The following is a 21,790-nucleotide window of genomic DNA, read 5'->3' as shown; positions in this document are numbered from 1 at the left end:
GATGAAACAGCCTGACGTGATCCGACTGGACCGCAATCTCTATGTATTGCGTTTCGAGATGATGAAGTTGTATTCAGCACTCGAAGCGGTGAAACGCCTCCTCGCGGACGGAATCGTCCGGCCGGGCGACACCCTCATGGACAGCTCGAGCGGCACCTACGGCCATTCGCTGGCCCTGGCCTGCCACAAGTACGGAATGAAGTGCCGCATCGTCTGCTCCACCAAACTCGACGACACGATGCGCCGCCAGTTCGAGATGCTGGGCGCCCAGGTCGACCAGGTCGAGATACCGCCGGGGCCGCTCGTCGACAAGATGGACCAGCGGGCGCGTCTCGACCGGGTCGCCGAGATCCTCGACACCGAGGACGACGTCCACTGGATGCAGCAGTACCACGACGACGTGCACTACCTGGGCTACCGGGCTGGCGCCGACCTGCTGCGCAAGGAGTTCGGGGACGGCCCGCTCACCTTGGTCGGCGGCGTCGGTACCGGTGCCTCCACCGGCGGACTGACCAGCTACCTGCGCGCGGCGGGCGTCGACGTGTCGCTGGTGGGGGTCCAGCCCTTCGAGAGCGTCACCTTCGGCAGTGACCCCGTCGAGGACCCGGTCGCCAGCATCGCCGGGATCGGCAGCCCCATCGTCATGCGCAACGTGCGCTACGAGCTCTACGACCGGGTGCACTGGATCGGGTTCGACAGCGCGGCGGCCGCCACCACCACGCTCCTGCGCCGGCACGCCGTCTACGCCGGCATGTCCTCGGGCTGCAACTACCTGGCCGCCACCTGGGAGGCCGCCCACGCGCCGGAGACCCCCTGCGTGTTCATCGCCGCCGACACCGGTCACCGCTACGCGCACAACGTCTACGCCCGCCCCGAGGCCGGCCAGGACATCCACGCCCTGGCCCCGCGCCGCATCGACTCCCTCGACCAGCTCGCCTTCCCCTGGTCGGTGATGGACTGGCGGCGCCGCGGCTTCCGGCCGGCCGGCGCGGGGCAGCCCGGCACGGTCCGTCACAAGGAACACGTCCCCGTCCCCGGGGCCGTCCCCGCACCGGCACCGCACGAGGAGGTCCTGCTGTGAGCACCTCGGTCCCCGCGACACCGGGGCGGAATCTCATCGCCCTGGAATGGCTCCAGTTCGGACTGGGCCGACTGGTGGCCGCCGCCGCGCAGGCAGGGCTCACCGTGCATCTCCTGACCGGTGACCGCGGCGAGTACGCGCACGAGCTCGCCCGCATCGACGCCGACAGCCCGCACCTCGTCGTGCACGACGTCGACACCTACGACGCCGCGCAGGTCGTCGCGGCGGCCCGGGCCATCGGCGACCTGGCCGGACTGCTCAGCACCACCGACACCTGGAGTCTGGTCGCCCAGGCCGCCCGCGAGCGCCTCGGCCTGCCCGGGCAGGCGCCCGAGGCCGTACGGCTGGTGCGGGACAAGGCACGGCTGCGCCGCCGCCTCTTCGAGCACGGCCTGTCCCGCTCGGCCGGCTCGACCGTGACCAACGCGGACGACGCCGCCACCCTGGCCTCCCGGGTCGGGCTGCCCCTGATCGTCAAGGACAGCTCCGGCACGTCGAGCGAGCATGTGTGGCTGGCCCGCACCCCGGACGAACTCACCGGCGTCCTCGCCGAGATGCGGAGCCGCACCCTGCGGGGTACACCGGCCGCCGAGCCCTACTTCCCCGGCCCGCTCTACAGCGTCGAGACCCTCACCTGGCAGGGCCGGACCCGGGTGATCGGCCTCAACAGCCGGATCATGTCCGCACCGCCGGCCTTCCGTGAGGAGGCCCTCGCCTTCCCCGTACAGCTGCCGGAGCGCGCGCGGGTGGAGGCCGAGCAGTGGATCGAGCAGGTCCTCAAGACGGTGGGCTACGACGAGGGCTTCGCCCACACCGAGTTCATCATGGGGGACGACGGCTTCGAGGTCGTCGAGATCAACCCCCGTCTCGGCGGCGCCCTGGTCGGGGAGGCGATCTCCCGGGCCTTCGACATCAACGTGTACGCCGCCTTCGTCGACCTCGCGCTGCGCCGTCGCCCCGCTCTGCTCGACGCCCCGCTCGTCCCGCGCCGCGGCGTCGCCCAGATCCTGCTCTACCCGCCGCGCCCGGGCGTTCATCTGGGCTGCGACGGGATGGAGTCGTTCGCCGCGCATCCGGGCGGGCCCACGCTCCACTCGTGCCTGGCCCCCGGCACCCGCGTGCGCACCGTCACGAACCAGGACGGCTGCGTCGCGGTACTCCTGGCGACGGGCGCCACCAGCGAGACGGCGCTGCAGAACGCCCTGTCCGCCGCGGGCGAGCTCCGCATCCGGACGGAGGGCGACGAGGATGTCTGAGCGGCGACCGCACCTGCTGGTGCTCAGCGGCTGGGCGGGGGTGCTGGAGACGGCGCTCGCGCTCGGGTTCGAGGTGAGCTTCATCGGCGGCACCGACGAGTTCTCCGACCGCGACCGGGAAGTCCTCGCACGGTGCCACTTCGTGGAGGAGATGCCGGCGGACCGGACCGCGGCCGTGCTCGCCGCCGCCCGCCGCGTCCACACGGAACTCCCCCTCCACGCCGCGGTCTCCTTCGGAGAGTTCGGCACAGAGAGCTCGGCCGTGGTCGCCGACGCGCTCGGCATCCGGGGTCTGAGCCTGCGCACGGCGGCACTCACCCACTACAAGGACCTCATGCGTGCCGCCCTGGCCGACCGGCCCGAACTGGCCCTGGCCTGGGCCCGGGTGGCGAACGCGGAGGAACTGCGGGCCTTCGCCGGGCGTCACGGCGTGCCGCTGATCGTCAAACCCGTGTCCGGCTCGGGCAGCGTGGGCGTCCGCCAGATCCTCACCGAGGCCGAGCTGGCCGAGGCGGTGGCGGACTCCGCCTTCTGGCGCGAAGGCCCTTACCTGGCCGAGGAGTTCGTGTCCGGTGACGTGGTCTACAGCGTCGAGACCATCACGGTGGACGGCGAGCACCACATCGCCGGCGTCTCCTGCGGCGTCCTGTGCCCGCACCCGAATCCGGCGATCACGGAGATCGCCGTGCCGCCGCCACCCCCGTACGACGCTCCGCTGCCGGAGATCCACCGGACCGTCCTCGCCTTTCTCGACGCGGTCGGCCACGACTGGGGCCTGACGCACACGGAGGTGAAGGTCGCCGCCGACGGCCGCCCGGTGATCATCGAGTCGCAGCCCCGGATCGGCGGTATGCGGATCTTCCGGATGGTCGAGCACGCCACGGGCGTCGACGAGGTCGCCACGATCCTGCGCAGTCTGCTGCCGGGCGCGGCCCCCGTCACCCCGCCGCACCTGCCGCCGTACACGGCGGCGGGGCTGTGTCTGTCCCTGGTGCCGCCGAGCAGACGGGTCCGGCGCACCGCCGATCCCGAACTGCTGCGCGGGATCGAGGGAGTCGACGACTTCGAGATCTCGGTGCGGCCGGGACAGGTGCCGCACCCCGTCGTCGACAACGCCGCCGGGCGCCCCGGACTCATCTGGCTGCGGGTGCCGGACCACACGGCCGCCGAGCGCGTGAAGAAGGAGATCTCCCGCACCTACTGGGTGGAGTACGAGGACGGCGATGTCTGGTACCCGTCGTTCTGAGCTGTGGGGCGAGGTGACGAGGCTTCCCGCGACCCTGCGGTTCCTGCTCGTCACCTCGTTCCTCATGCCGCTGGGCAGTTTCATGGTTCTGCCGTACCTGGCGATCCTGCTGCACGAACGCCTCGGCATGGCCATGGGCCCGGTCGGACTGCTGCTCGGCGTCACTTCGTGCCTCCAGTTCGCCGGGGCGTTCGGCGGCGCGCTCGTGTCCGAACGGCTCGGCTGCAAGCGCTCCATGGTGACGGGCCTGACCGTGCGGACCGCGGGGTTCGCCCTGTTCGCGGCCGGCCTCGACAGCCCTCCCCTCGCCGTCGCCGCCGTACTGATCACGGCACTGGGCGACACCCTGTACTCCCCCGCGAACAAGGCGTACCTGGTGTCGGAGGTGTCCGACGAGCACCGCCCCGTCCTGCTGTCGGTGAACAACTCCGCCCTGAGTTCGGGCATGGCCCTGGGGACGCTGGTGTCGGGGCTGCTGATCTCCCGCCGGCCGCTGCTCGTGTTCGTCGTGGTCGCGGTGATGTTCGCGGCGATGACACTGGCTCACCTGCTCCTGCTGCCCGCGCCGGCCACCGCGGCGGCGCACGGCGCGCCGCGGGAGGACCGCGGCGGCGACTGGGGGCGGGCCTTTCTGACCGCTCCGGCGCTGATCGCCCTCGCGACCGCGTACATCTACTGGTACTTCCAGAACTACCTGGGTGTCTTCGTCACCACGACCCACTCGACGGCGCTCTACAGTGCGGCGCTGATCCTCAACAGCGTCCTGGTGGTCCTCGGCCAGCCCCCGGCGGCCCGCTGGATCGGCCGCGTCCGGTACGCCACGGCCGTCCTGATCGCCTTCCCCGCGCTGGCCGCCGGGTTCCTCGCGCTGTCACGTCCCGGGATCGCCCCGGTGCTGCTCGGCACGGTGGCGATCAGCGTGGGCGAGGGCGTGCTCTTCCTGAAGAACGAACTGGAGGCGCTGAAAGCCGTGCCGGGCCGGCCCGCGTTCGCCGTCGGCAGCCAGCGTCTCGCGCTCGGTGGCGGGTCCCTGCTGAGCGGCATCGCCGGCGGCCAGCTCTACGCCGCCGGCCACTCCGGCGCCGGGGCCGGTCAGTTCTGGCTCTACGCGGCCGCGCAGGCCCTCGCGGTCACGGTCCTGGCCGCGGCCGTCGCCCGCGGACGCCGTTCCCGCGGCGGCCCGGAACTCCCCGCCTCCCAGGCCGCCGAACCCTCCCCCGCAAGGAGCCGATCATGAACGTGCCCACCCGCCTGCCCGCCTGCGCCTACCCGGAGCCGGCCGACCGGCCGGCCCACCGGGTGCCGTCCGTGCGCGGCCCGCTCCCCGGCCCTCGCAGTGCCGAACTCCTCGCCCGGCAGGAGCTGCGCGAGTCCAACGCCCGCACCTATCCCCGGCACCTGCCCCTGGCGATCCGGCGGGCGCAGGGCAGCTTCCTGGAGGACCTGGACGGCAACGTGTTCCTGGACTTCCTCAGCGGAGCGGGCGTCCTCCCGCTGGGGCACAACCCGCCCGAGCCCCTCGCCGCCGCCCACCGCCAGCTGGACGAGTTGGTCCACGGCCTGGACTTCCCCACCCCCGTCAAGGACGAGTTCACCGAGCTGACGCTCGGGATGCTCCCCGAGCGGATGCGCACCCGCACCAAGATCCACTTCTGCGGGCCGACCGGAGCCAACGCCGTCGAGGCCGCGCTGAAACTGTGCAAGACGGCCACCGGGCGCACGGACGTGGTCACCTTCCAGGGCGGCTTCCACGGCAGCTCGCTCGCCACCCTGTCGGTCACCGGGCTGGTCGCGCAACAGGCCGGTGTCGGGGGCCGGATGCCGGGCGTGCACTTCTTCCCGTACGCGCACTGCCACCGCTGCCCGCTCGGTCTGCGCAGGGACACCTGCGCCGTCAACTGCGCAGGCCTGCTGGAGCGTTCCCTCACCGACCCCAACGGAGGCATACCGCTGCCCGCGGCAGTCGTCCTCGAACTCGTCCAGGGCGAGGGCGGAGTCATCCCCGCCGATCCCGAGTTCGTGCGGCGCCTGCGCGCCGTGACGCGGGAACTGGACATCCCGCTGATCGTGGACGAGGTGCAGACCGGCTGCGGACGGACCGGCAGCTGGTTCGCCTTCGAGCAGTACGGGATCGAACCCGACGTGGTCGTCGCCTCGAAAGCGCTCAGCGGACTGGGGCTGCCCGCCGCGGTGATCCTCTACGACGAGCGCCTCGACGTGTGGCAGCCCGGCGCGCACAGCGGCACCTTCCGCGGCAACCAAGCCGCCTTCGCCGCGGGCGTCGCGACCCTGAAGGTGTTCCGCCGGGACGGGGTGCTCGCCAACGTGCGCGAGCGCTCCGCCCAGCTCTTCGACCGGCTGGCCGAGCTGCGCGCACTCACGCCCCGGGTGAGCGACGTCCGAGGCCTCGGCCTGATGATCGGTGTCGAGCTCGCCGACCCCGGCACCGGCCGGCCCGAGTCCGAACTGGCGCGCCGGGTACAGCGGGCGGCGCTGCACCGCGGCCTCGTCATCGAACTCGGCGGCCGGGACGACGCGGTGCTGCGTCTGCTGCCTCCGCTCACCTGCACCGCCGCCGAGGCCGGCATCGCGGCGGACATCCTGCACGCCGCCCTGTCCGAGGCCCTCGCCTCACCGTCCTGACGTTTCAGGTTGCTGCACCGTGCCCTCTGCTTCCTGCAGGTCCCAGGTACCCGCCGTGCCGCCCGGCAAGACTCGTACCGCTGCGCACTCTCCGCCCTTTCTCACCGCCGGAGTCACGACATGGTCCCCGCCCCAGCATCCCCTCCGAGTCCCGCCCGGCTGCGCGCCGCCCGCGCCGGACTCACCGCGGTCTTCTTCGTCAACGGCGTCCTGTTCGGCACCTGGGCCTCCCGGGTCCCCGCCGTCAAGGAACAGGTCGGCGCGGGCAACGGCGTGCTCGGCCTGACACTGCTGGGCATCGCGCTGGGCGCGCTGCTCGCCAAACAGCTCGCGGGCCAGCTGGTCACCCGGACGGGAACCGTCCCCGTCACCCGGGCCGGAGCCGCGCTGTCCTGCCTGCTGCTGCTCCCGCCGGCGTTCGTGGACGGAGCGGCGGGGCTCGGGATCGCACTCCTGCTGTTCGGGGCGGGCATGGGGCTCCTCGACCTCGGGATGAACGCCCACGGCGTCGAACTGGAGCGACTGCGCGGACGCCCGGTCATGTCGTCGCTGCACGCCTCCTTCAGCGCCGGCGGGCTCGTCGGTGCGCTCGCCGGCGGGCTGGCCGCGGCGCACGACCTCAGCCCCCGCGCCCACTTCGCGCTGGTGACCGTCGTGCTCGGGGCCCTGGCTGCCCTCGCCACAACGCGCCTGCTGCCATCCCCCGCCCGCCCGGCGCGCGCTCAGGCGGTTCCCCGTACGTGGGTCCGGGTGCCGCGCCGGCTCCGCTTCCCCCTCACGCTGCTGGCCTTCACGGGACTGTGCGCGGCCGCCGGTGAAGGAGCCGCCGCGGACTGGAGCGCCCTGTACCTGCACGGGGAACTGGGACGCTCGACCGGGTTCGCCTCCCTCGGCTACGCCCTGTTCTCGGTGGCCATGGCGGTGGGCCGACTGGCCGGGGACGGCCTCACGGCCCGATGGGGCGCCCTGCGCACTGTCGTGTGGGCCGCCGCACCGGCCGGGACGGTCTTCGCCCTGGCGCTCGCCTCCGGTGACGCGACCCTCGCCCTGATCGGGTACACCGTGCTGGGACTCGGGCTGTCCGTGGTCGTGCCCGTCGTCTTCTCCACCGCGGGCACCCTCGGCGGAACGGCGTTCGGCCCGTCCCTCACCTACGTCTCCAGCATCAACGGCATCGGCATGCTCATGGGGCCGCCGCTCATCGGGTTCGTCGCCGAAGCGATCGGGCTGCGCCCGGCCCTCGGCCTGGTGAGCGTGCTCGCCGTGCTGTCCGCGGTCCTCATGACCGCCTTCGCCGGACGAGCCGCGCCACAAGCGGCCGGCCTCGCGGCTCCTGCGCACGACCACGCCACGAAGGACGCACATCCCGAGGAAGACGTCATGAACGGAGACAGCGATGCCCGCCATCCGACCCACTGATCCCCTCGTCCTCGCCCGCGCGGCGGCCGACAGTCTGGTCGTCGCCGCGGACCCCGAATCCCGCCGCAGCTGCGTCTTCTTCTGGGAGAAGTACCGCCCCCTGCTGCGGGACGTGGAGCAGGCCGCGCGCCGGCTCACCGAGCCCCGACTGCGCTCGCTCGCCCAGGAGTTGCTCGACCGACCCGAGGACCCGGCGCGCCACCGTACCCTCGTCGGCGCGCTCAGCGCGGCCGACCCGCACGCACCCGCGACGGCCGCCCTGTTCGACGCGGCCTGGCGGGCCGAGCGGGACAACCGCCTCGGACACCACCTCGGCGAGCGCTACCACGCGGGCACCGCACGCCCGGTCACCCTCGACGAACTGCGCACGACGCGGCCACGGCACGCGCCCGCCGCCGCGCCGGACGCCCCCGTCCTCATCGTGATCCCCTTCCGCGACCGGGACACCGACGGCGTCCGCGCGCGCAACCTGGTCGCCTGTCTCCTGTCGCTCGGCGACCAGTCCTTCCCCCGCGACCGGTTCCGGGTCACCGTGGTGGAGTCCGACGCGCACCCGCGCTGGCGGGAGGTCGTCGCCCCGTACGCCGACGACTACCTCTTCGCGCCCAAGCCGGACACGTTCAACAAGTCCTGGGCGGTCAACGCCGGCGTGACGCACACCGGTGCACAGGCCGAGGTGATCTGCATCCTGGACGCCGACGTGCTCACCGACCGCGACTTCGTGGCCCGCAACGTGGACCGCCTGCGCCGCCGCGGCACCGGCGGACACCTCACCTACCGGGACATGCTCGGCATGACGGCGGAGTCCACCGCACACGCCGTGCGCCGGCGCGTCCTCGACGGTGCCGCCCAGGCCGACCCGCAGGACGTGCGCGGCTTCGTGGTGCGCCGGCCTCCGGGGGCCTGCGTCTGGGTGCGGGCGGGGGTCTTCCGGCAGATCGGCGGCATGGACGAGCGGTACGAGGGCTGGGGCGGCGAGGACACCGACTTCGCGTACCGGATGGACTTCGCGGCCGCCTTCGACGCCTACGCGGACCCGCTGCTGCACATGAACCATCCGCCGGCCGCCGTCCTGCGCGAGGACGGCGAACTCGTCAACGCCCACATCCCCTGGCTGAGCTGGGATCCGCAGCAGCCCATCGGCCGCCTGGACCGCTTCGCGCCCGCCCCGCTCTGATCCCGCCGCTCCCCTGCCAAGTTCCCCAGTTCCCCCCGTTCTGCTCCCCCGTCCTGCTCTCCCCGCCGACGAAGGATCTCCCATGCCCGTCAAAGGCTGCATGTTCGACTTCTCAGGAACGCTCTTCCATCTGGAGAGCGCCGAGGAATGGCTCACCGCCGTACTCGCCGAGGCCCGCGTGAGCGCCGCGGCCGACGAGGTGCGGCACTGGGCCGGGCGGCTGCGCGAGGTCGGAGCGGTCCCCGGCGGCCCGGCCCCCCGCAGCGTCGGCCCCGAGCTGGAGCGGCTGTGGCGGGAGCGGGACCTGGACGCCGACCGGCACCGGCAGGCGTACACGGGACTCCTGCGGGCGACGGGACTGCCCTGGCCGGAGCTGACCGACGCGCTCTACGCACGGCACATGACCGCGCCGGCCTGGCAACCCTATCCGGACACCGCCGAGGTCCTCGCGACCCTGCACGGTGCCGGTGTGGACATCGCGGTGGTCAGCAACATCGGCTGGGACCTGCGCCCCGTCTTCCGCGCGCACGGCCTGGACCGATACGTGGACGCCTTCGTGCTCTCGTACGAGCACGGCGTGCAGAAGCCGGACCCCGAGCTCTTCCGCACCGCCCTCGACCTCCTCGATCTGCACGGAGCCGACACCGCCATGGTCGGCGACGACCGGGTCGCCGACGCCGGGGCGGCCGCGGTCGGCGCCGCCGTGCACTTCGTCGACGCCGTGCCCGTCACAGCCCGGCCCGACGCCCTGCGCCGCCTGCTGCCCGTACTGCGCTGACCCGCACACCGAAGGGACCTGTGATGCCGTACACCCCGCACGACCCCCGCGCCCCCCGGATCGCCCTGGTCGGCGCGACCGGAGCCGTCGGCGAGACCCTGATCCGGCTGATCGAGGACCGAGCCTTCCGCTACCGGGAGATCCACCTGCTCGCCTCCCCGCGCTCGTCGGGCCGCACCCTGCACGTGGACGGCGTGGCCCACCCCGTGAGCCCCGTCGACACCTTCGACTTCGCCGATGCCGACCTGGCGTTCTTCTCCGCCGGCACCGACGTGAGCCGCAAGTGGGCTCCCGAGGCCGCGGCCCGGGGCGCACTGGTCATCGACAACACCAACGCCTTCCGCATGGACCCCCGGACCCCGCTCGTCGTCCCGCAGGTCAACGCGGACCTCCTGGCCCGGCGCCCCGCGAGCGGCATCGTCGCCAACCCCAACTGCTCGACCATCCCGCTGGTCAGGCTGCTGCGCCCGGTCGAGGACCGGTGGGGGCTGCGCAAGGTGGTCGTGAGCACCTATCAGGCCGCGTCGGGCCGCGGGCACTCCGGCACGGCAGAGCTGCGCGAGGCCACCCGCGCGGCGCTGGCCGACCCGGCGGACGCGGGACCGCAGGCGGAGTTCCGGCCGACCCTCGCGTTCAACGTCGTGCCCTTCATCGACGAACTCCTGGACTCCGGCTTCACGATGGAGGAGCAGAAGATGCTCCAGGAGTCCCGCAAGATCCTCGACCTCCCCCATCTCGACGTGACGACCACCTGTGTCCGGGTCCCTGTCCTCAACAGCCACTCCGAGGCCGCATGGGTCGAGTGCGACGACTCCGTGGACCGGGCCGAGCTGGTCGCCCGGCTCGGCGCGCTCCCCGAGGTCACCGTGCACGACCGCGAGGTCCCGGGCGCCTTCCCCACCCCGCGCACCGTCACCGAGGCCGACCACGTCCACGTCGGCCGAGTCCGGGTCAGCCCGCACGACCCGCGCGGGTTCTGGCTGTGGGTCGTCGCCGACAACCTGCGGATCGGCGCCGCGCTCAACGCCCTCCAGATCGCCGAGGAACTCGTGGCCCGGGGGACGCTGTGAGTGCGGCCGGTGCCCCGCTGGTGCTCAAGTTCGGCGGCTCCAGCTTCGCGACGCCCGACGCGTACGGGGAACTGGCCCGCTGCCTGGACTCCCGCATCGCCTCTTCCGGCCGCCGCCTCGCGGTCGTCGTCAGCGCGATGCCGGGAGAGACCGAAGCGCTGCGCGGCCGGCTGCACGAGGTGAGCCCGCACCCCGGGGGCGACCGGGTGGCCGGACTGCTCACGCTCGCCGACACGGTCAGCGCCCATCTCCTGGCGGCGGCGCTGCACCGCCTCGGACGCCGCGCCACCGTACTGGCCGGGCACGAGAGCGGGTTCACCACCGACGAGACCTTCATGTGGGCCCGGCTCGAACGGATCGCACCCCAGCCGCTGCGCCGCGCCCTGCGCGAGCACGACGTGGTGGTCGTCCCGGGCGGCCAGGCCGCCGACGACCGGGGACGGCCCACCTGGCTCGGCAAGAACAGCTCCGACCTCTCCGCCGTGGCCGCGGCCGTGGCGCTCGGCGCGGACCGCTGCGAGATCCACTCCGACGTGGCCGGCATCCACAGCTGCGATCCCAACCGGGTCACCGGAACCAGGCTGCTGCCCGCCGTCTCCTACGCCGACGCCGCCGCCATGTCCCACCACGGGGCCAAGGTGCTGCACCATCGCGCGGTGCGCCTCGCGGAGCGCCACCGGGTCGAGATCGTCTGCCGGCACAACACAGAACCCTTCACCAGGGGAACCGTCATCGGGCCGGGTGAAGCCGCTGCCCGAGCGGTCGTCCTCGACCTCGGCTCACGCGTCCTCGCCTATCCGGACCGGGCCGCCGCGGACCGGGCGCACCGGGCGTTCCGCGCCGACGGCGTGGCGGCGCTGCGTCTGGCGGAGGGACCGCACGTCGCCCTGATCGGTGGCTACACGGACCCGGAGGCCACCCGGCTGCGACACGGCCTGCCGCCCGCCCGCGAGGCGGGCGTCCCGGTCACCGAGCTGCACGCCGGCCGGGCCACCGTGCACATCGCCCCCGACGGACCGGACGCCGTACGGCTCGCGCAGCGCCTGCACGACGGCCTGGACACCGCGGCCGGTCAGGCCCTGGCACCGGCGCACGCCTGACCGGCCGACGACACCACCGGAAGAGGACCACACATGACCGCACCCGCCACCGCCGCCCGCCCCGCCACACTCCTCACGATCGACCTGCCGGATCCGGTCCGCGACGCGCTCGGCGAACAGCTGGCCGCGCTGCCCCGGCCCGGGCACGGGCCCGCCGGGGACATCGACCGGCTGATGACCCGGTATCTGCAGACCTTCGCCCGGATGCCGGCCTCCTTGCTGCAACAGATCCTCGACTTCGGCCGGCACGCGGACACGCCCGGCGTCGGGTACCTGCGCAACGCCCCGGCCGACCCCTCTCTCCCGCCGACACCCGGCGACGGCGGCCCGAGCTCGGGCAAGGCCACGTTCGTCGCCGAAGGGGTGCTCCTCGGGCTCAGCGGACTGCTCGGCGAGCCCGTGGGCTTCGCCACCGAGAAGAACGGCCGGCTCGTCCACGACGTCGTCCCGGTGGCGACCGGAGCCACGACCCAGACCAACCAGGGCTCCTCCGTCTTCCTCAACTTCCACAACGACATCGTTCACGACGCGAGCGGACGCTACGACCTGGCCAGCCCCGACTTCCTCGTGCTCAGCTGCCTGCGTGCCGACCACGACGGGGTGGCCGGCACCTACTACGCGGACGCCCGCGACATCTGCCACGTGCTGGACGCGGAGTCCCTGGAGATCCTGCGCAGCCCGCTGTTCCGGATGAACGCCCCCGGCAGCTACGTACGGGACGTCGCGGGCGGCACGGAGGTGTACTCCGAGCTCGTGCCGATGATCGGCGGGCCCGATTCCTGCCCCGAGGTGTCCGCCGCCGCCAACGGGATCCGTGCCCACGGCGCGCCCGCCCGCGCGGCGCTCGACCGGCTCCAGCAGGCCTGCCGGGAGGTCGCCCACGAGGTGTTCCTGCGCCCCGGCGAAGCGCTGCTGATCAACAACCGCAAGGGCCTGCACGCCCGTTCCTCGTTCACCGCGCGCTACGACGGCCGGGACCGCTGGCTCCAGCGGACCTACGTGCGCCGCGACCAGTGGCCGATCCGTCACCGGGCCGTCCCCGGCTCCCGGCGCCTGCACTGAGCACGACCTCCGGAAGGCGAGACCCGTCATGACCACCATCCCGCCGGACGGCGACGCGCCCGGCCGCGTCGCCGTCATCAACTACCGTTCCGTACTGGACTATCCGGCCATGTTCCCCGAGTGCGCGGACCGCCTGTACGTCTTCAGCCACCACGACCTCGCGCACACCGAAGGGCTCGCCCACTACGAGTACGTGCCGCAGTGCGAATCGATCCCGTACGCGGAGCTCGCGATCCGCCGGATGGCGCACGAACTGACCTTCACCCACGTCGTCACCGACAACGAGTACGACCTGGAGCGGGCCGCCCACATCCGGGAGGACCTCGGCCTGCCGGGCCAGTCGCGGGCGAGCGCGCTGGCCTTCCGCGACAAGGCCGTGATGAAGGAGACGGCGGGCCGCGCCGTCCGCGTACCGGGCTTCGCCCGGCTCACCGCGTTCGGCGATCTGACCTCCTTCATCGAGAAGTTCGCCTATCCCGTCGTCGTCAAGCCCGTCAAGCAGGGGGGCTCCCGCGACATCTCGGTGCTGCGCGACGAGGACGACCTCCTCGCCTTCAGCCGGCGGCCCTGGCGCGAGGACCTGATGGCGGAGGAGTTCGTCGAGGGCCCGATGTACCACGTCGACGCGGTCATCTCCGAGGGCTACCGCTTCGTCGCCTCCTCGCGCTATCTGCGCAGCTGCCTCGGGGTCTTCACCGGGCACAACAACGGCTCGGTGCAGCTGCGTCCCGAGAGCGCGTTCGCTCGCCGGCTGGAGGAGTACCTCGACCGGGTGCTCGCGGCCTTCGACACGCCGGGCACGAGCGCGTATCACCTGGAGGTGTTCCACACCCCCGATGACGAGCTGGTGCTGTGCGAGATCGCCTCGCGGGTCGGCGGCGACCGGATCCCCCAGCTGACCGAGCTCACCTACGGAGTGGACCTGCACGCCACCACGCTGCGCGCCGCGTGCGGGCTGCCGGTGCCGCAGCCGCCGCGGGACACGCCCGGCGAGGTCCACGGCTCCGTCTCGGTGCTGCCGCAGGGCCGCCCGGTCAGGGCTCCTGGGCGGCCGCCGTTCCCGTGGGTGCGCCACTACGAGGTGAACACGCGGCTCGCCCCGGACGCGGTGACGCTGCACAGCGCCCATCACCTGTGCTTCGCCGTCGTCTGCGGCGACGGGCCCGAGCAGGTCGAGGCGCGGCTGCTGGAGACGGAGCGGTGGCTGATGGCCCGTCTCTCCGAGGCCGATGACGCGAACGACACCGAGAACGCCGAGAGCACGAGGGGAAACTGACATGCCGTACAAGATTCTGGTCCTGGTGTCGGGAGCGCCGGAGTTCGAGCTCGACAACCAGTCGCTCGTGCCCAGCGCGCTGCTGCGCGAGGGCCACGAGGTGCACATCGGGAACGTGCACTCGCTGGCCCTGCACGACTCGGTGCTGGCCTGCGACCGGACCCGGCTGCGCGGGCCGATCGCGCCCGGCGACCCGCTGCCGCCGCCGGAGGTCCCGCAGGGTCCGGTCGACGATTTCGACCTGGTCTGGGTGTTCGGCGGCCCGCATCCGGACGCGGGCACGGAGTACTTCCAGTTGCTGTGGCTGCTCAACCAGCGGGTTCCGTTCGTGAACGAGGCCTCCGCCCTGTACTTCCTCAACTCCAAGACCACCCTCGGCGCCCTCGTGCCGCCCGAGCACCGGCCCAGCTCCTATGTGTCGAACGACGCCGGCTTCCTCGGCGGGCTGGTCCACGGCGTCCCCGACCGCCCGTGGGTGCTCAAGCCGCCGAACGAGGGCTGCGGCGCCGACGTCTATGTCGTGAGCGACGCGGACCGCAACAGCGCGGCGCTGCTCAGCTCCGCCACCGGCAACGCCACGTCCCGCTACGACAGTTACGGCCGCGCCGTCATCGGCCGCGCGGAGCGCTACGCCGTCCTCCAGGAGTACCTGCCGCACGCCCGCACCCAGGAGAAGCGGGTGATCCTCGCCGGTGAGGAGCCCGTCTCCGGGTACCTGCGGATCCCGCGGGAGAACGACAACCGGGCCAACGCGACGGTCGGGGCCGGCTACGAGCGGCTGCGCCTCACGGAGGAGGAGGAGACCCTCGTACGCGGCATCGGGAAGCAACTGGGCGAGCACGGCATCCATTTCGCCGGTGTCGACCTGGCCTACCCGCACGTGATCGAGATCAATCTGGAGAACCCGGCGGGCCTGTGCTACCACAAGCGGGTGACGGGTGAGGACCAGTCCACCGACGCCGTACGAGCGGTCCTGGACTCGCTGCGGACCGCCGGCAAGCTGCGGTGACCGGCCGGTGCACGGGGCCGGAGCGGCCCCGTGCACCGTCGGGTGTGTTCAGTGGATGCGGCGGATCCCGGGCACGGAGCGGTGGCGGATGTCCCACAGATTGCGCCGCACGTACGTCCGCTGGAGCCAGCGGTCGCGACCGTCGTAGCGGGCGGTGTAGCACGAACGCGCGTGCACGCCCTTGCGGTTGTTGATGAGCAGTGCCTGCCCGGGTGCGAGCCGCACCTCGTGCGCGGCCGCCCGGCAGGCGGACTGGAAGGAGTCGAACGCCGCCTGTCCCGCCACCGTCAGCGGGCGTACTCCGTTGGCGGCGCTGACCACTTCGGGGAACTCTCCGGGCCCGCGCAGGATCGGCACCGGTGCGGAGTACGCCTCGTCGTGGTCGGCGAGTGTGCTGACGAAGCCGCCGGGCGCGTTCATCCGGAAGACCGGGGAGCGCAGGACGGCAAGGGTCTCCTCGTCGAGCAGGCCGGTGATGTCACGGGCGTCGGCGTAGTAGGAACATGCCGCGTTCTCCCGGTCGGCGCGCAGGCAGTTCAGCACGACGAAATCGGGGCTGGGCAGGCTGTAGCAGTCCCGGCGGTCGTGCACGAGGTCGTTGTGGAACGTGAGGAAGACCCGCGAGCCCTGGCTGGTCTGGGTGGTGGCGCCGAGGGCGACGGGGACGACGTCGTGCACGAGGCGCCCCTCACGCTCGGAGAGGAAGCCCACGGGCTCGCCCAGCAGCCCGCTCAGTCCGAGCAGCACGCCCTCGGCGACGAACGTCCGCTTGCCGAGGCTCGGCCCGCCGTCGCGCGGGGTGGGCGGCAGCAGTGCGTCCACCGGCAGGTTCCGCAGGAAGGCGACGCCCGGCGCGTCCGGGTGGCGGCCGAAGTCCAGCAGGGTCTGCAGAACGTCCAGGGGCAGCTGGGCGAATGCCTGGTGGCAGCGGGCCGACGCCCGGTCGATGTCGCCGAAGGGGTCGTTGTCGGACGCCAGCCGCTGCGCCAGCAGATCACGCGCGCCGTCCGGCAGCCGCACCTCCGCGTAGGTGCCCGCGGGCCTTCTGCCGCTTCCCGGCGGACCACCGGCACTGCGCATGGATTCCCCTCAGTCCTGTTCTCGTGAGGGCCCGGACCGCGCGTGGAGCGGGGCCCTGGCTTCAGTAGAGGCTCGAGAAGAGCACGCCGATGAACCGGGCGGGCTCGTCGCTGTCGTTGCGGAAGGTGTGCGGATAGCCCGCCGACCACTGGGCGCAGTCGCCGGCGCGCAGTTCGTAGTCCACGCCGTTGTAGCGGGCCACCAGGGTGCCCTCGGTCATCACGATGAGGTCGGTCCCCTCGTGCTGCAGGTGCTCGCCGAGCTCGCTGCCGGGCTGGAAGTGAGCGGTGATCACCTGGTAGCCGAGTTCCGGGGACCTCAGGACGTGGTAGGTGACTCCGGGCGCCCGCTCCAGTTGCTCCTGGGTCTCGAGCGGGAAGACGGACGGTGTGGCCCGGCCGCGCGAGAAGCCCAGGAAGGACCCCACGTCGTGGCCGAACACCGCGGCGAGGCGGCTGAGCCGCTCCAGGGCGATGTCTGTCTCGCCCCGTTCGAGGCCCGCGAGGAACGACACCGAAAGGCCGCATTCCGCCGCGACGTTGCGCAGGGACATCCCGCGCTGGGTCCGCAGTCGGCGCAGCACCTCGCCGGGGCGGGGGTAGCCGAGCTCCGGGGGCTGCTGTGCTGCGGCGGATGCGGATGCGGGTGCGGCTTCGGCGTGGTCCATGTACGAGTCCTAGGTTGCGGTGAGGGAACGCACCGCGCCCGCCTCACATCCGTGCGGGCCGTTCTGGACCTGCTCCAGAAGCCCGGATCTGGCAATCATGACGCCCAGCTGGAACCGGCTGCGGGCGCCGAGCTCGTCGTAGATCTTGGCGATGTGGTGGCGGCAGGTACGCACGCTCACCCCGATGCGTCGCGCGATGACCTCGTCGGTCTTTCCTTCGGCGAGGAGCTGGATGATAGCGCCCTGCACGTCCGATACGAGCTTACTGACCTCGGTCGTACGGCACTGTCCCGCGAAGTCCTTGGCCACCCGCCAGGTCCGCTCGAAGACCTCCACCATGAAGCGCACGAGGCCGGGTTGGTGGACGACCACGGCGAGGTGAGCCTCCTCCAGCGGGACGATCGCGACCTGACGGTCGATCAGGATGACGCCCTCGAAGGGGCCGGCCAGCGTCCGGACCGCGCCTCCGCCGTCGGACAGGGCGGCGGCGAACTTCCGTGTGGCGGGGTCGAAGCGGGCGGCGTGGTGCTGGATGACGCGCACGTCGACGTCGCGCCGCTGAAGGGATCCGATCGACGCCTCGGCGCAGTGCTGCATGGTGGTGGCCCACCAGCCGGTGCCCGGGCGCGCGAGCAGCACGTCGCGCGCGCAGGACGACAGGGCGGCGGTGATCTCCTCCTGGAGCGCTTCCTCACCGATCAGCATCCGCAGCGTCTCACGGCCGGCCGCCCACCCGAAGCCCTCGCCGCTCTCGCCGGTGGCGGCACTGTCGGCGTCGGTGTCGGTGTCGGTGTCGCACGCCACCCCGAGCGCTTCCTCGCGGGCCCGGTGGAAGCCGACCAGCTCGGCCTGGATCTCCCGGGAGCGGCGCTCCATCCGCTGGATCTGCTCCTGCAAGGGGGCCAGCCGTCGGTAGGCGGCCGCCCTGGGCGGAACCGGCCGGAAGGCGCACTCGTCGCCGGGCAGCGGCTGCAGCAGCTTGGCCTCCGCGAGGAGTCGCACCGCCTGATCCGTGCGTTCGATGCTCCAGCCGAGCCGGGCGGCGGCCCGGTCCGGCCGCAGCACCTGCATGCGTGCCGCCAGCTCGTACAACTCCTCCTGGTCCTGCGCTCCCCCTAACCCATGGAATTGGCGTGCCTCAAAGCTGACGCCCATCGGGCCCACTCCCTGTCTCCGGTCCCCGTTTTCGGCTCGCTGCCGGCTCTCCGCCGGCCCGCCCTCGATCGTTCTAAATACAGCACGTTTGTACGTCATACCGTACGAGCCGCTCGCGCCCGGGTCAACGCGAACCAGAGGTTGGCCGGATCCCCACGCCCACGCCTGCAGGTTGCTGCAAGCCCGCCCTCCCAGGAAGAACCGGGCAATATCTCGTACTAACGTGCAGTTTTAAGAACATCCACCGCGCTGCGCGCTCGACGGCAGGGGACGCCATGGACACGGGCCTACGGGAATCCGCCGCACCGGACGCCGGAACCACACCGGCCCGCCCGGCCCGGCGCGGCAAGGACGCCACCGCGCGCGCCGCTCTCGTCGTGGTCTGGAGCTCCGGGTTCATCTCGGGCACGCTCGGCCTGCGGTACGCGGCCCCCTTCACCTTCGCCTGCCTGCGGTTCGCCCTCGCGGGCGGCGCCCTGCTCACGGTCGCGCTCCTGCGGCGCCTCCCGCTGCCCCGCGGACGCCTCCTGCTCCACCTCCTGGTCACCGGCACGCTGGTCCAGGGACTGCAGTTCTCCAGCATCTACGCCGGTATGGAGCGGGGCGTCCCGTCAGGCGTCGCGGCGCTCGTCATCGCGCTCTACCCGCTGCTCGCCTCGCTGATCTCCGTACCCGTCCTCGGCGAACGCATCACCCGGGGACAGCTCCTCGGCCTCGCCCTCGGACTCGGCGGAGTGGTGCTCGCCGTCCTGGACCGGCTCCAGCTCGACGGCAGCAGTCTGGCCGGGATCGCGTTCCTCTTCCTCGGTCTGCTCGGCATCTCCGTCGGCACCGTCTGGCAGAAGCTGCACTGCCGGGACATGGAGCCCGTCACCGGCAACGCCGTGCAGCTCCTCGCCGCCGCGGCGGCGACCCTCCTGCCCGCGCTGCTCGCGGAAGGCTTCGACGTCACCTTCGCCGCGGGATTCTGGCCCGTCCTGCTGTGGGCCGCGTTCATCAACTCCATCGTCGGCGTGGGTCTGCTCTACCACCTGCTCCAGCGGCACGGCACGAGCCAGGTCAGCAGCCTCTTCTACCTCGTTCCCATGGCCACCGCCGCCCTCGCGGCAGCCCTGCTCCACCAGCGGCTGGGCCCGCTCACCCTGGCCGGCCTCACCCTGGCCACCGCGGGAACCCTCCTGGCCAACCGGATCGGCACGCCACGCAGGACTTCCACACCGGCCCGGTGACCCGGCGGGCCACCCCGGCCAGGTGTTGGGGTGAGGTTGCGGGGCACAGTGCGGGTGTGGTCGCCGCTGCGTGCGGGGCGTAGGCAGCCGTTGCCGACGAGGGCCTCGCCGGCCGGAGTGTCGCCCGTGAGGAGTCGCACGGCGTACTGCTGGTGCGGCCGGAGGCGGATGACGTGCAGGCGGACTTCGCGCCCCCGCCGGCTCCAGGCCGCCCGGCGCCGTCCTTGCGGGTCGTGCGACCCGTCCCGGTCACGGGGCACGGATATCTCCACCGGCCCGACGTGCGTCAGCACGGTCTTCGCACGGGTCCCGTTGCGGGAGTTCCCGCCGTTCTTCCCGACCGGATCGTGCTTGTCATAACCGAGGTGGTCGGTGATCTCGCCCTCCAGAGCGGACTCCAGCAGCCGCTTCGTCAGCTGCTGGAGCAGCCCGCCCTCGCCGGCTGCGGCTCAGCCGCCTCGACAGGCTCGCCCTCGGACACGTTCTCACTGGTCATCAATGCATCCTCCATGACCGGGAGTTACACCGAACGATTTACAGTCCCGTACTAGGAGCGGATTTCACCCGGGCGGAGCACGATCGTCTCTGGGGGGAGGCAGGTGAAGGGAGTTGGGTTCAGGTCTCGTCCAGATCCGCTGCTTGTTCCTGGAGGGCCTGGATCAGTGTTTTGACATGGGGTTGGTTGCGGCGGTGGATCGTGGCGACGCCGAGGTGGCGGGTCGGAGTCGGCGGGGTGATCGGGACGGTGCGGAGCCCTGGTGTGGGTGGGGTTTGTGCGATGGAGGGGATGAGGGAGATTCCTGTGCCTGCGGCGACGAGTGAGCGGGCGAAGAAGTAGTCGGTTGTCGTGCCGCGTACCTCTGGTTCGAATCCGGCGCGTTCGGCGTAGCGGCGTAGGTAGGTCTCGGTTTTGCGGCAGCCGAGTATCCAGGGTTCGGTGGAGAGTTCGCTGATGTCGAGTGTGTCGCGGTCGGCGAGGGGGTGGGTGTCGGGGAGGACGACGTGCAGGGGGTCGTCCATGAGGGGTGTCCATTCCAGCGTGGGGCTTTGGCCTGGTCGGCCGGGGAGTGGGCCGTCGAAGTGGTAGGCGAGGGCGAGGTCGACGGCTCCCTGGCGGACGAGCGGGAGGCTGTCTTCGGGTTCGGCTTCTTTGACGTGGACGACGGTGTCGGGGTGGGTGGCGGTGAGGTGGGTGAGGGCAGCGGGCAGGAGGAGTCTGCCGCCGCTGGTGAAGGTGGCGATGGTGAGTTGGGTGCGTCCGTGGCCGAGTCGGTCGACCTGCTGCTTGGCGTGGGCGAGTTCTGCGGCGACCGACTCGGCGGCGCCGACCATGATGCGGCCGGCCGGGGTGAGGGTGACGCCGCGGGTGCTGCGTGCCACGACCTGGGTGCCGAGGCTGCGTTCGAGTGCGGCGATGTGCTGGGACACGGCTGAGGGGGTGAGGTGGAGGGCGGCTGCGGCCTGGTTGAAGCTGCCGTGTTCCGCGACGGTCCGCAGGACGCGTAGGCGCTGCACATCGATCAACAGTTTTCCTTAATACGCATCCAGTAAGTGGGCACTTCTGCTGCTGACGGTAGGTGGCCAGGATGGGTGCATGCAAAGGATCTGTGTGATCGGTGGAAGCCGGTACTTCGGCAAGCTCCTGGTGAAGCGCCTGCAGGCGGCCGGTCATCAGGTGACGGTGATCAACCGCGGTTCGGTCCCGCCGCCCGGTGTCGAGCACCTCGTCGTGGACCGTGACGACGAGGCCGCCCTGGTCGGCGCGCTCGGCTCCCGTACGTTCGACGTGGTCGTCGATCAGGTCTGCTACACCCCCGTGCAGGCCGCCATCGCCGCCCGGGTTTTCGGTGGTCGTACGCGGCGGTATGTCATGACGTCCACCATCGAGGTCTACGATCCGGCGACCGCCGACTTGCCTGCCGTCCCGCACGGTACGGCGGTGCCGGAGGAGGTCGTGGATGCTGCCTCGTGGCCGGTGCGCATGGACCTGCCCTGGCACGACGCGGCGTACCTCGAGGCGCACTACGCCGAGGGCAAGCGTCAGGCGGAGGCCGTCTTCACGCGGCAGCATGGGTTCGGCTTCGTCGCTGTGCGCAGCGCGCACGTGCTGGGTGGCGGTGCCGAGGAGTTCACCGGCCGGCTGGCGCACTACGTCGGGCACGTCACCCGGGGCACGGAGATTCTGGTGCATGCCGAGGCGCTGCCCACGGTCTTCATTCATTACGAGGAGCTGGCGGATCTGCTGGTGTGGGCGGCTGCCGGCACTGATGCCACCGGTGCGGTCAATGCCTGTTCCGACGGGCCGCTCGATGTCTACGGGCTGGGTGCTGTGATCGCTGCGCAGAGTGGTCGGGAGGCCGTGTATCGGAGCGTCGGCGCGGGTGAGCCGGCGTCGCCGTTCTCGTTCGACCGGCATTACGCCATGAGCAACGCCCGTGCGAAGGCCCTCGGCTTCCGCTTCTCCCACATCACTGACTGGCTTCCCGGCGCCGTCGCCGAAGCCCTCGACGCATCCGCCGCCCACGCCTGAGGAACGGAACGG

Annotated in this window: 19 protein-coding genes and 1 pseudogene; 15 read left to right on the top strand and 5 right to left on the bottom strand. The window is 72.0% G+C overall.

The window, feature by feature from the left end; genetic code table 11:
- Position 1 precedes the first annotated feature (1 nt).
- From IAG42_RS37125 to IAG42_RS37065, 13 genes are all read left to right on the top strand, one after another.
- Complete coding sequence (locus IAG42_RS37125; protein ID WP_188342051.1) at positions 2 to 1,081, top strand: pyridoxal-phosphate dependent enzyme; 1,080 nt, start codon at positions 2 to 4, stop codon at positions 1,079 to 1,081.
- Positions 1,078 to 2,337, top strand: coding sequence for an ATP-grasp domain-containing protein (locus IAG42_RS37120; protein ID WP_188342020.1), 1,260 nt, complete (start codon positions 1,078 to 1,080; stop codon positions 2,335 to 2,337). The genes IAG42_RS37125 and IAG42_RS37120 overlap by 4 nt, the downstream gene beginning before the upstream one ends.
- The gene (locus IAG42_RS37115; RefSeq protein WP_188342019.1) at positions 2,330 to 3,583 is read left to right on the top strand and encodes an ATP-grasp domain-containing protein; all 1,254 of its coding nucleotides are present in this window, start codon (positions 2,330 to 2,332) and stop codon (positions 3,581 to 3,583) included. Before IAG42_RS37120 ends, IAG42_RS37115 begins: the two co-directional genes overlap by 8 nt.
- Entirely contained in the window at positions 3,561 to 4,820 is a 1,260-nt protein-coding gene (locus IAG42_RS37110; protein ID WP_188342018.1) for an MFS transporter, read from the top strand. Before IAG42_RS37115 ends, IAG42_RS37110 begins: the two co-directional genes overlap by 23 nt.
- Positions 4,817 to 6,226 (top strand): aspartate aminotransferase family protein, encoded by a 1,410-nt coding sequence (locus IAG42_RS37105; protein ID WP_188342017.1) that lies wholly within the window; start codon positions 4,817 to 4,819, stop codon positions 6,224 to 6,226. Before IAG42_RS37110 ends, IAG42_RS37105 begins: the two co-directional genes overlap by 4 nt.
- Positions 6,227 to 6,346: 120 nt before the next feature.
- Entirely contained in the window at positions 6,347 to 7,645 is a 1,299-nt protein-coding gene (locus IAG42_RS37100) for an MFS transporter (RefSeq protein ID WP_188342016.1), read from the top strand.
- Entirely contained in the window at positions 7,623 to 8,822 is a 1,200-nt protein-coding gene (locus IAG42_RS37095) for a glycosyltransferase (RefSeq protein ID WP_188342015.1), read from the top strand. The genes IAG42_RS37100 and IAG42_RS37095 overlap by 23 nt, the downstream gene beginning before the upstream one ends.
- A gap of 82 nt (positions 8,823 to 8,904) precedes the next feature.
- Positions 8,905 to 9,600, top strand: coding sequence for an HAD family hydrolase (locus tag IAG42_RS37090; RefSeq protein ID WP_188342014.1), 696 nt, complete (start codon positions 8,905 to 8,907; stop codon positions 9,598 to 9,600).
- A 23-nt stretch (positions 9,601 to 9,623) separates the two neighbouring features.
- Positions 9,624 to 10,670, top strand: a complete 1,047-nt coding sequence (locus IAG42_RS37085) for an aspartate-semialdehyde dehydrogenase (RefSeq protein ID WP_188342013.1) — start codon at positions 9,624 to 9,626, stop codon at positions 10,668 to 10,670.
- Positions 10,667 to 11,770, top strand: coding sequence for an amino acid kinase family protein (locus tag IAG42_RS37080; protein WP_223206502.1), 1,104 nt, complete (start codon positions 10,667 to 10,669; stop codon positions 11,768 to 11,770). The genes IAG42_RS37085 and IAG42_RS37080 overlap by 4 nt, the downstream gene beginning before the upstream one ends.
- Positions 11,771 to 11,803: 33 nt before the next feature.
- Positions 11,804 to 12,832: a TauD/TfdA family dioxygenase gene (locus IAG42_RS37075; protein WP_188342012.1), complete on the top strand. Its 1,029-nt coding sequence runs from the start codon at positions 11,804 to 11,806 to the stop codon at positions 12,830 to 12,832.
- Between the two features lie 28 nt (positions 12,833 to 12,860).
- A complete protein-coding gene (locus IAG42_RS37070) occupies positions 12,861 to 14,108 on the top strand; it encodes an ATP-grasp domain-containing protein (RefSeq protein ID WP_188342011.1) in 1,248 nt (415 codons plus the stop codon).
- Between the two features lies 1 nt (position 14,109).
- Positions 14,110 to 15,117, top strand: a complete 1,008-nt coding sequence (locus tag IAG42_RS37065; RefSeq protein ID WP_188342010.1) for an ATP-grasp domain-containing protein — start codon at positions 14,110 to 14,112, stop codon at positions 15,115 to 15,117.
- Positions 15,118 to 15,165: 48 nt separating this feature from the next.
- Here IAG42_RS37065 and IAG42_RS37060 read toward each other — a convergent pair whose 3' ends face one another.
- The 3 genes from IAG42_RS37060 to IAG42_RS37050 all read right to left on the bottom strand — a co-directional run bounded on the left by IAG42_RS37060 (position 15,166) and on the right by IAG42_RS37050 (position 18,019).
- Complete coding sequence (locus tag IAG42_RS37060) at positions 15,166 to 16,197, bottom strand: Fe(II)-2OG oxygenase family protein (protein WP_188342009.1); 1,032 nt, start codon at positions 16,195 to 16,197, stop codon at positions 15,166 to 15,168.
- Between the two features lie 61 nt (positions 16,198 to 16,258).
- Positions 16,259 to 16,864 (bottom strand): cupin domain-containing protein, encoded by a 606-nt coding sequence (locus IAG42_RS37055; RefSeq protein WP_188342008.1) that lies wholly within the window; start codon positions 16,862 to 16,864, stop codon positions 16,259 to 16,261.
- A 9-nt stretch (positions 16,865 to 16,873) separates the two neighbouring features.
- Positions 16,874 to 18,019 carry a helix-turn-helix transcriptional regulator gene (locus IAG42_RS37050; protein WP_188342007.1) on the bottom strand — a complete coding sequence of 382 codons (1,146 nt, stop codon included), beginning with the start codon at positions 18,017 to 18,019 and terminating at the stop codon, positions 16,874 to 16,876.
- A 275-nt stretch (positions 18,020 to 18,294) separates the two neighbouring features.
- Between IAG42_RS37050 and IAG42_RS37045 the strand changes: the two genes are divergently transcribed.
- Positions 18,295 to 19,248 (top strand): DMT family transporter, encoded by a 954-nt coding sequence (locus tag IAG42_RS37045; RefSeq protein WP_188342006.1) that lies wholly within the window; start codon positions 18,295 to 18,297, stop codon positions 19,246 to 19,248.
- Between the two features lie 227 nt (positions 19,249 to 19,475).
- Here IAG42_RS37045 and IAG42_RS37040 read toward each other — a convergent pair.
- Both IAG42_RS37040 and IAG42_RS37035 read right to left on the bottom strand, forming a co-directional pair.
- Positions 19,476 to 19,688, bottom strand: a pseudogene (locus IAG42_RS37040) (transposase); the annotation flags it as partial.
- 175 nt (positions 19,689 to 19,863) lie between these two features.
- Complete coding sequence (locus IAG42_RS37035; RefSeq protein WP_188342005.1) at positions 19,864 to 20,772, bottom strand: LysR family transcriptional regulator; 909 nt, start codon at positions 20,770 to 20,772, stop codon at positions 19,864 to 19,866.
- A 70-nt stretch (positions 20,773 to 20,842) separates the two neighbouring features.
- Here IAG42_RS37035 and IAG42_RS37030 point away from each other — a divergent pair, with 70 nt between their 5' ends.
- Complete coding sequence (locus IAG42_RS37030; protein WP_188342004.1) at positions 20,843 to 21,778, top strand: NAD-dependent epimerase/dehydratase family protein; 936 nt, start codon at positions 20,843 to 20,845, stop codon at positions 21,776 to 21,778.
- The last annotated feature ends 12 nt before the right edge of the window (positions 21,779 to 21,790 follow it).

Origin of the sequence: Streptomyces xanthii (genome assembly GCF_014621695.1) — a bacterium.
GTDB classification, from domain to species: Bacteria; Actinomycetota; Actinomycetes; order Streptomycetales; family Streptomycetaceae; genus Streptomyces; species Streptomyces xanthii.
The sequence above is the reverse complement of the archived record's forward strand: the minus strand, read 5'-3'. Positions and strand labels throughout refer to the sequence as shown.